This is a genomic window from Streptomyces sp. NPDC054841 (genome assembly GCF_053611045.1).
On sequence record NZ_JBSGZO010000383.1, the window covers coordinates 1 to 8,267 of the forward strand.

Consider the following 8,267-nt stretch of genomic DNA (forward strand, 5'->3'; position numbering starts at 1 on the left):
GTTCACGCCGCGACGCCGACTACTCCTCGATGGCGATCGCCCGAACGCCGGTGTCCTTGTACCGCCCGGGCTCACGCGTCAGCACCGGACGGCCCCGGGGCCATTCCACGGAGGGCTGCGCGAGGTACAGCGCATGCGCGCCGCTCCAGTCGTCGCCCTGCGTGCGGAGACGCTTGCCCACCGCGGCCGCCCCGGCGAAGTCCAGCTCTGTGATGTCCACGGAGGAGAGCGAGCCGACATGCTCGGCCACGCCCGCGCGGTGGCTCTCGGCGACCGCCAGGCACACTGCCGGAATGCAGATCCGTAGTGTCGGGTCGTTCTCCGCTTCCACGACGAGGGTGGAGGTCATGCGGTTCCCCGCGCCGAGCGCGAGGGCGGCGGTGTCGTCGAGGACGACGGCGCGTGGCAGCGGGTAGTCGCCCTTCTTCACTGCACCTCCCCGATACGCCCGGACACGATGTCGGCCCACAGCTTCTCGCCGGCCCTGGCGTCCTCTTCGGTGTACGACCTGCCGAGGAAGTGCTCCTCGACGTACGCCTTGGTCTCCTCGCGGCGCTGCGCCAGCTCCTCCTTCGTGGGCGTGGCCCCGGCCAGCTGCGCCACCAGATCGCGCATGGTGATGCCGCGATCCCGGGCGAGTTCCTGGAGGCGGTCGCGGACGGCGGGGTCGACCTTGATCGTGGTGTCAGCCATGACGAAAGTATACCGGCGGTATACCACCTCAGGGCGTTCGAGCACGACAGTCATCGGCGCTCCGTTTCTCTTCAAGGGGTCTGGGCGCGCGCCTCGGTGGCGATGACTGTACGGCCGAACAATGTGATTGCGGCACATGCCAAAGGCATTGGCCAGAGCCGTAGTTGAGACACACGCGCCCTCATCACCCCTCCCCGAGCTGCGAGTTCACGCGGAACGCGGGTGGCGCATCCTGTGCGACCACCCCGGCTCCCGTTCGCCTCGTTCATCCCTCAGGGTGACGCCCAGCCTCGGGCGTTCACGAGGCTGGTTGCCGCCCACCCGGCTGCGAGGGCCTGGACGTCGCTTACACCCAGGCCCTCGCGGCCATGCTCACCCGCGCCCGACTCCCGGAGGGAGCTGTCTACGGCTCGAGCAACTCCGCCTGGAGCTGCGGGGCTACGATGGGGAACCCGGCCCCCTGGGACACGGTGACCGAGGAAGCGTTGCTTCCGGTGTCCTGGGCGGCGGCGAGGTCGATCACGTCAGTGGTGTTCAGTTCAACAATCGTGGACACCTCCTGCGACATTGCAGCGGCCCCGCCATTAACCGTGGTGTCCTGAGCATCAAAGGCGACGAGGACCCCGTTGACCCGGATGCGTAGGTTGCGAGTCCGCCCCGCAGCAGTGGTGTAGAGCCAGGCCAGCCTCGCCTTGAGCAGGTAGCGCCCGGGAGTGTTGACCACCAGGCTGTCGTTCGCGTTATCGAACATCGCGTCCGTGTCGTAGGCAGCGCCATCGAAGTTGATCTTCGTAATGGTGTTGGTCGGGATGTTCTGGTTACTTGAGGCGAAGATACTCGCGCCGACATCAACGACGGGCGCGGGAGTTCCCGTTGCCCCGGTCGGCCCGGTCGCACCCGTCGGCCCGGTCGGCCCGGTCGCCCCGGTCGCCCCGGTCGCCCCGGTTGCACCAGTCGCGCCGGTCAGCCCGGCTGTACCCGTCGCCCCGGTCGCACCCGTCGGCCCGGTCGGTCCCCTCTTGCAGCGGTCCCTGTCGTCCTCGCCCTGTGGCCCGATTTGACTGAGCATGGGCCTGTCGTTGCACTTGTCGCCGTCGTCGCCCGCGCGGCCGGTCACGCTCACCCGGTCACCCACGTTGTTGACGGAGGCCGCGGCCGGGCTGAGCACCCCCGTCGTCAGGGCCAGCGCGAGCGAGACGATCGTGCTGCCGACCATCCACTTGCTACGACGCGGCAGCGGCCCCAGCCAGGATTGCGCCCTGCGCTCAGGGTTCATCTACTTGCCCCTCGTTCCCTCGGCTTGGAACTTCACGTCCGAAATCCGGCATAGGGCAAGATTGTCCCGGGCCTAGCCGAGCGCTCACCGCGGACGGTGCGAACGCACCGGAGATCATCAGATCTGAGTAACCGGCACGCCTGAACGGTGCACCCACACTCTGAGCACCCTCACGCTGCGGACGGCACAGTCTCTCGTGTCTTCAGCGCCCCCCGCCGTCGAGGGCGGCGACCTCGCGTACGGCCTCGGCGATGGCCCGGAAGTCCTTCTTGAGGATCGCACCATGGTTGCCGGCGACCTTCGCGCCGATCTGGATGTTCGGGTTGCGGGCGGTCACCGCATCGAGGCTGGTGCGTATCCGTTCATGCTCGTCACCGCGGCTTCCGAAGGACGCCCCCGAAGCGACCACATACCGCACCGGGACGGTGATGTCGTCCAGCACGGGGCCAAGCTCGCGCTCGCGGGAGAGCCTGCCGAGCTCGATGTTGCTGTTCGCCTGCTGTTCGGCGGTCATCCGCGGGGCCAGGCCCGTCGGGCGCAGCAGCGGCAGGAACCAGCTCAGCCGCCGGAACAGCTTCCGGATCCGCTGCTCCATGGCCTCGTCGAGCCAGTCGTACGGGAACGCGCCGTCGACCAGGACCGCGCCCAAGGCACGCTCCGGATTCCGGCCGGCCCAGTGCGCCCCGACGACCGCCCCGTAGGACCAGCCCACCACCAGCGCCCGGTCCACACCCCTGGCAGCGAGAACGGCATCGACGTCCCGGACGGCGGCCTCGAAGGAGTAGTCCGCCGAACGCTTCGACTTCTTGCCACGGGCCCGCTCGTCGTAGGTGATGTGCCGCCACCCCGTTCCCAGTTCGGCGATGACCCGCCGCCAGTACCCCTGAGTGGCGAACTGACCATTGAGGTACACCACGGGGATACCGGGACCGCCGGTGTCGGTGACGGCCAGAGCCGTGTCGTCGACCGGCACCATGCCGGTCCACTTCGAACTGGTCGAGGAAGTGCTGTTCTTCGTCATGTGTTCCCCCTGGTCGCGTGAGCGCGTCTGGTACGACTTCTGCAGGCCCTGCGGGCGCCTGGATCGCAGGGCCCTCGGGACGGACGGCCGGGTCCTCGGCGACGACCGACAGGATCTCGATCGCGGTGGGCCCGGCCGGTTGGTCCTGGTTCTGCTCGTTCAGAGGCTGCGGGCGGTGATGTCGCCGTACGAGGTGGTGGCGCGGATGTCGAGTTCGGCGGTGCCGTCGTTCTTGAGGGTGTTGCTGATGCGGCCGTAGTCGGTGCCGGCGTCCAGGGCGGCCGAGACGCCGGCGGCGGCGCCGACCGAGATGTCGCCGGACTGAGTGCGGAGCACGACCGTGCCGCGCACGGCCTCGGTGATCCGGATGTCGCCCCGTGCGGTGCTGATCTCCGCGGGGCCGCCCAGCCGGCCGACCTCGACGTCGCCGTCCATCGCGGTGATGCGGACGCTCGCGGCCTCGTCGATCTTGGTCTGGCGGTACGCGCCTTCGAAGGCGACGTCGCCGAGGCGTCCGACGCCGCGGAGCTCGGCGCCGGCGGCCTTGGCCTCGACGCGGGAGCCGGCGGGCAGCTGGACGGTGACCTCCAGGGATCCGGAGGGGCCGGTGAGCTGGTTGCCGGGGGTCGAGGTCGTGATCCGCAGGACGCCGTCGGCGTAGGCGACGGTGGTCTGCTCAGCGGTCTTGGTGTCGCGGCGCTTGGAGGGGTTGGCCGGCAGGACCTCGACGGTGGTGTCGGCGCGGTCTGCGGCGATGATCTGGATGCGTCCGGCGGGGATGTCCAGGACGGCGGAGATCGGGGCGGAGGTGTCGAACTTCTGCATCATGCTCTCCCGTGCTCGTTCGTTGTTTCTGACTCCGGAAAAGCTACGTTGCTTTCCAAATCTCGACAACACATCCGTTGCGTCATATAGCCATCAACGCAGGTAGAAGCCAGGAAAGTGTTGCAACGGTCTTGAGAGTAACGCAACGGTGACTGCCACACTCGTTGCAATGAAGGAGAAATGAACGCTATAGCGGGGGATCAGGGCCCGCCACGAAGGAGCAGGCCGGCGCGAAGGCCGGCCGGCCGTGCGGTGGCGACGGTGCGCAGCCCCCGGACCGGCGCGCCGCGGGCGGAGCTCATCGGCTCGCTTGAGGGCGCACTGGCACCGGAGCCGGCAGGCCAACGCTCCCGGCCCGGGAGGGCACAAGTGCATTGAGTGGAGTACTCGACTTCAGCGAGGCACGCTGTACCCATGAGGTCGCTCTTCCGCTCACCTCCTCGACCAGGAGCGGGCGGTCACAGCCGGGTCCTCTTCACCCTGGCGAAGTGCGTGCCGTTCGCGATCGCGCTGGCCGTTCTGGTCATCGAGTTCTCGCCCGCACACTTCATCTATACGGGCCCCCTTCTCACCGCGACGCCTGCGCTGGCCGCGGTGACGATGGGTCCCAAGGGCACCGCCTCGGCGGCGGCTGTCGCGTTGGCGGTCAGCGTGGCCACCGCCACCTACAACCAGGCCTGGGGCACCCTGCAGGTCTATACGAACTTCCTGGCTCTGGCCCTGGTGTCCGTGGCCGGATTCATCATGAGCAGCGCGGAGCAGGCGCGCAGACAGAGCGAGCTCGACCAGGTGCGCCGGATCGCCGTGGCAGCACAGGAGGTCGTACTGCGGCCCGTGCCCCCGCGACTGGGCCCGGTGCGGGTGGCCAGCATGTGCCTCGCAGCCGGGACGGGGGCACAGGTCGGCGGTGATCTGTACGAGGCCGTGGAGACGCGGTACGGCGTCCGGCTGATCGTGGGGGACGTCCGGGGCAAGGGGCTGTCCGCCATGCGCGCGGTCTCGGTGGCGCTGGGCGCGTTTCGCGAGGCCGCGCACTACGAGGACGACCTGGTGGAGGTCATGAACCACTGCGCGGCCGCGCTGCGACGGGAGCTCGACGTCCCGGGTACGTACCCCCAGGAAGTCCTGATGGAGGGATTCACCACCGCGCTCATGGCCCAGGTGACGGACGAACCCGTGGTGCAGCTCTTCAACCGCGGCCATCCGCCTCCACTGGTGCTGCACCAGGGCAGGACCCAGGCCCTGATGCCCGCCTCGCCACTGCCGCCGCTCGGCCTGGAAGACCTCGTCGGCGGCCCTCCCGCCAAGGCTGAGAGCTATCCGTTCGTACCCGGCGACCGTCTGCTGCTGTACACCGACGGCGTGATCGAAGCCCGCAACCGCGACAACGACTTCTTCGCCCTGCCCGAGACCATGGAGGGGATCCGCGCAAGCACCACCCCGTCGGAGTTCCTGGACGAGCTGCACCAGGCACTGAACCGCCACGCCGAGGGTCACTTGGAGGACGACGTGGCGATGATCCTCGTCGACCGGCGATAGCCGCGCCCACCGACCGGTACGCGGGGCCCGAGCACTGGCCCGGGCCCCGCTCCATGCACCCGGGGGGGGTGGCTCAGGAGTCGCCTCAGCAGTACAGGTTGCCTCCCGGCGCCACGCCAAGGATCTGCGTGAAGCGCTGGTAGTTGTCGACGCGGCTCTGGACCTGCGCCGGGTTCTTGCCGTCACACTCCAGCGAGCCGTTGATCGAGCGGATGGTCTGGCCGAAGCCGGCCTGGTTGACCATCGCGTTGTGGCCCGTCATCGTTCCGGGGCCGTTCTGCGTGTTCCAGTACCAGAGGCCGGTCTTCCAGGAGACGGCCGCGTCCTGCTCCACGCGCCAGGGGTTGCCCAGCAGGTCGATGCCGAGCGCGTCGCCCGCCGCCTTGTAGTTGAAGTTCCAGCTGAGCTGTATCGGGCCGCGGCCGTAGTACGCGGCCTGCCCGGCCGGACAGCCGTAGGGCTGGCTCCGGTCGCAGTAGTGCGGGTAGTTCGCGGTGTTCTGCTCGACGATGTGGACCAGGCCGCCCGTCTCATGGGCGACGTTCGCGAGGAAGGCCGCGGCCTCCTGCTTCTTCACCGTGTCGCTGCCGGTGTTGGCGAAGGCGGGGTACGCGCTCATGGCCGCGGTCAGACCGCTGTACGTGTAGAACGAATTCCGGTTCGGGAACATCTGGTTGAACTGCGCCTCGCTGACGACGAAGCCCGACGGATCCGGGTCCGGGTTGCCGCCACCGCCGCCGCAGGTGCCCTGGTCGGCCCAGACGTCGGAGGAACCGGGGGTCTCGTTCTGGGTCCACCACTTGGCCTGCCAGTTGCGGCCGTTGTGGGAGGCGACCATGCCACCGGTGTAGACGGAGGAGGAGTTCCAGGCGGCGGCGCAGTCCGCCGCAGCGGCGGTGGAGGCGGGCAGGAACACTGCGAGTCCGAGGATCGCGACGAGGGCGGCGAGCAAGGCCGTAATGCGTCGTGACAACGTCATCAACCTTCCGTGTGGGGGGTGTTGGGGTGGTGACGCCGTGCCGAGGGTGCCGTGGGGGTGCGAGAGCACTGAACCGAGAATGGTCTGGACCTGTCAAGGGTCTAGACCATGATTGTCGAACGGCGGAGGCCGGCGGCGGCACGGCGGCATAGGCCGGTGACACAGTCGGCACGGGCCGGTGGCACAGGCCGAGCACATCCCACCCGGCTCGGAGCACTCACCCGGGCCGGGCCCGGCGCCGCACCCCGGCTCGGGCGAGAACGCCGAACAAGCATTGTCCGCGCAGCCAACAACGAGTGGCTGATTTCGAGTTCATAAACACCGGCAAAAGCGGCGTGTTACGGGGCATGAATTCATCGAAGGCATCGCGAACGCCGCCGCCGGCAGGACCCTGGCTCCGGACAGATGCGCAGCTCAGGACCTCGAAGCAGATCAGGGCACCAGGGGAGGAAAAGCCTGGCGATTCACGCCTGCTGGAGATCGACTCTCGGCAAGAGTTGAACAGCGGCGCACCCCCGCGCATAAATAGGGCTATTCGAAGTTAATATGACAATCGCATAAGCCACTGATACCCCGAATGCGCTCTGTTGGTGCCGGCATCCATCGGGTTGAATCAGATTCAGGCGAGACGGACCGCCCAGATCAATCGATCCGCCTGGATCAGTCGATCCGTCAGGATCAGTCGATCCGCTGGCACTTCGCTCCGGATGGCCGGTCCTCTGCACGAGGACCAGCAGACCGTCCCGGCGAGACGCGGACCGTTCCACCGTGCGATGCCTGCCTCACGGCTTCGTGACGCCCCACTCGCCCACCTCAACCGCCCCCGCTGCGCGCGCTCGAAGCGCTGTGGCAGCCCATCGGCTCCACCACCCGGCTTCACATCCCGCCGCAAACGCGCGGGACATGCCGTGAAGCCGCGGACTCGTACCGCACACGGTCACCCGCACGCCTCCTGCCACGGGAGCACAACGAGCTCAAGGAGACCCGCCATGGCAACTCTCACCTCGCTGACACCCACCCAGAGCCACAACGGAATCACCCTCACCCTCACCGGCACGGGCCTGTCGGGCACGACCAAGGTGAACTTCGGAACGAAGAAGATCAACCCCGCCACGGTCGGCGCCACCACCGTGACCGTCGTCATCCCGGTGCTGTGCCCCGGCCAGGTCAACGTCAGCGTCAGCGCGGGAACTACGACCAGCAACTCGCTCTCGTTCTTCTACATCGATCCCCCGCAGCCCACCGGCCTCAGTGCCAACAACGGTCCGGCGACCGCCACTTCCCTGAGCGTCTTCGGCAGTGGCCTGCTGACCGCGACCGGGGTGACGTTCGGTGCCGTGGGCGCCGGCACCGGGCTGACAGTCGTGTCGGACAGCGAGCTGACCGTCACCTGCCCCGCACACGGCGCCTTCACCGGCAGCACCGACACCGTGGACTGCACCGTCACCACCGCCGGAGGCACCAGCATCCCGCTCGGCGCCCCCACCCAGTACACCTACTACGACGTCCCGACCGTCACCAGCCTGGCGCCCACCTCAGGGGCGGTCGGTTCGGACACCACCGTCACCGGCACCAACCTGGTGGATGTCAGCAGCGTGACCTTCACCCCCACCGGCGGAGGTGCCTCGACCGAGGCCGACTTCTCGAGCTTCTCCGCCACCACGCTGGTCGCCACCGTCCCCTCGGGGCTCACCGCGGGCACGTACGACGTCCGGGCCACCACTCCAGGCGGCCAGACCGCGATCGTCGCCGGTGACGTGTTCACCGTCATCTGATCGCGCGGCCCACCCGGCTCAGCGCCAACGGGTCGTCAGCACCTCGCCGGTCAGTCGGGCACGACCTGATGAGCGCCGAGCGTAAACCCGCTGCGCCCTGGCCGACCACGTCAGCCAGGGCGCAGCACCCGGGGGAGGGCAGGAAGGAACAGATGTCAT

The 8,267-nt window shown here is 68.5% G+C and carries 8 protein-coding genes; 2 read left to right on the plus strand and 6 right to left on the minus strand.

Translation table 11 applies throughout. From position 1 onward, the window contains the following. Nucleotides 1–19 precede the first annotated feature (19 nt). The 5 genes from ACWGI8_RS33875 to ACWGI8_RS33895 all read right to left on the minus strand — a co-directional run bounded on the left by ACWGI8_RS33875 (nucleotide 20) and on the right by ACWGI8_RS33895 (nucleotide 3,815). Nucleotides 20–430, minus strand: coding sequence for a hypothetical protein (locus ACWGI8_RS33875; protein WP_453666850.1), 411 nt, complete (start codon nucleotides 428–430; stop codon nucleotides 20–22). After that, complete coding sequence (locus ACWGI8_RS33880) at nucleotides 427–693, minus strand: hypothetical protein (RefSeq protein WP_453666852.1); 267 nt, start codon at nucleotides 691–693, stop codon at nucleotides 427–429. The genes ACWGI8_RS33875 and ACWGI8_RS33880 overlap by 4 nt, the downstream gene beginning before the upstream one ends. A gap of 403 nt (nucleotides 694–1,096) precedes the next feature. Further along, nucleotides 1,097–1,969 carry a hypothetical protein gene (locus ACWGI8_RS33885; protein ID WP_453666853.1) on the minus strand — a complete coding sequence of 291 codons (873 nt, stop codon included), beginning with the start codon at nucleotides 1,967–1,969 and terminating at the stop codon, nucleotides 1,097–1,099. A 202-nt stretch (nucleotides 1,970–2,171) separates the two neighbouring features. Further along, nucleotides 2,172–2,990 carry an alpha/beta fold hydrolase gene (locus ACWGI8_RS33890; protein WP_453666854.1) on the minus strand — a complete coding sequence of 273 codons (819 nt, stop codon included), beginning with the start codon at nucleotides 2,988–2,990 and terminating at the stop codon, nucleotides 2,172–2,174. A 159-nt stretch (nucleotides 2,991–3,149) separates the two neighbouring features. Next, nucleotides 3,150–3,815 (minus strand): DUF4097 family beta strand repeat-containing protein, encoded by a 666-nt coding sequence (locus tag ACWGI8_RS33895; protein ID WP_453666862.1) that lies wholly within the window; start codon nucleotides 3,813–3,815, stop codon nucleotides 3,150–3,152. Between the two features lie 414 nt (nucleotides 3,816–4,229). On the opposite strand from ACWGI8_RS33895, the gene ACWGI8_RS33900 reads away from it, so the two are divergent. Further along, complete coding sequence (locus ACWGI8_RS33900; RefSeq protein ID WP_453666856.1) at nucleotides 4,230–5,354, plus strand: PP2C family protein-serine/threonine phosphatase; 1,125 nt, start codon at nucleotides 4,230–4,232, stop codon at nucleotides 5,352–5,354. 85 nt (nucleotides 5,355–5,439) lie between these two features. Here the strand turns inward: ACWGI8_RS33900 and ACWGI8_RS33905 are convergent, their stop codons facing one another. Further along, nucleotides 5,440–6,333: a glycoside hydrolase family 19 protein gene (locus ACWGI8_RS33905; protein ID WP_453666858.1), complete on the minus strand. Its 894-nt coding sequence runs from the start codon at nucleotides 6,331–6,333 to the stop codon at nucleotides 5,440–5,442. Between the two features lie 989 nt (nucleotides 6,334–7,322). Here ACWGI8_RS33905 and ACWGI8_RS33910 point away from each other — a divergent pair. Then, nucleotides 7,323–8,108, plus strand: a complete 786-nt coding sequence (locus ACWGI8_RS33910) for an IPT/TIG domain-containing protein (RefSeq protein ID WP_453666860.1) — start codon at nucleotides 7,323–7,325, stop codon at nucleotides 8,106–8,108. The last annotated feature ends 159 nt before the right edge of the window (nucleotides 8,109–8,267 follow it).